The 884-nt window shown below is 32.0% G+C and carries 1 protein-coding gene; it reads right to left on the bottom strand.

Translation table 11 applies throughout. From position 1 onward, the window contains the following. Positions 1-70: 70 nt before the first annotated feature. Positions 71-841: a FliA/WhiG family RNA polymerase sigma factor gene (locus CN514_RS24330; protein WP_286141823.1), complete on the bottom strand. Its 771-nt coding sequence runs from the start codon at positions 839-841 to the stop codon at positions 71-73. Between the last annotated feature and the right edge of the window lie 43 nt (positions 842-884).

The following is an 884-nucleotide window of genomic DNA, read 5'->3' as shown; positions in this document are numbered from 1 at the left end:
TTCTGTCGAATAATGATAAATCATTGCCATTGCCATTTAAAAATTCATCAAATTAGAGTTTACAAAGCTCCTAAATATTATTTTTACTTAAAAGATTCCTTAATTTATAAATAGATTTAGCATGGATCTGAGAAACCCGAGAAGTCGATAAATTAATAATTGTTCCAATTTCAGTAAATGTTAATTCTTCATGATAATACAAACTTATTACTAGCTGCTCTTTCTCATTTAATTCCGTTACAATCGTCTTGGCAAGTAGCCTTATTTGTTCATCTTTCAGTAGCATTTCTTCTGGTGTTAATGATTCATGATCCTTTATTGTATGGATAAAATTAACTTGTCCATCTCCAGCATCTTTGGTTTGTTCATCTACAGACAACATATTAGCGAAAAACACATCATTTATGACATTAACAACTTCCGTCGAAGAAAAACCTGTATACAGTGCTATTTCTTCAGGTGTAGCTTTTCGTTCAAGAGCCGGTTCTAACTTTTCAATTGCACATTCAATTTTTTTTGCTTTATCTCTAATAGATCTAGGTAGCCAGTCTTCTTTACGAAGACCATCCAATATATTACCACTTATTCTAATTGAAGCATATGTTTCAAATTTTAAATCCCTTTTTGGGTCAAATTTCTCTAGTGCGTCATATAAACCCATCATCGCTAAACTGTGTAAATCATCTCTGCTGACACTTGAAGGTAATCTTTGAGCTATTCGATTTACTTGAAAGTGAACTAGTGGCATATATATCTGCATTAACGTATCTCCAGCATCTAAATCACGATCTTCAATCCACATTTTCCAATAACTTTGTGAAACATTTTTTTGAACTTGCAACACGTCTTTCACCTCAGCGAATTACCATATTATGTTTAATACT

It is taken from the genome of Bacillus sp. AFS001701, assembly GCF_002559405.1.
Taxonomy (GTDB): domain Bacteria; phylum Bacillota; class Bacilli; order Bacillales; family Bacillaceae_G; genus Gottfriedia.
Note: the sequence above shows the minus strand (reverse complement) of the source record. Positions and strands in the feature narration are given on the sequence as shown.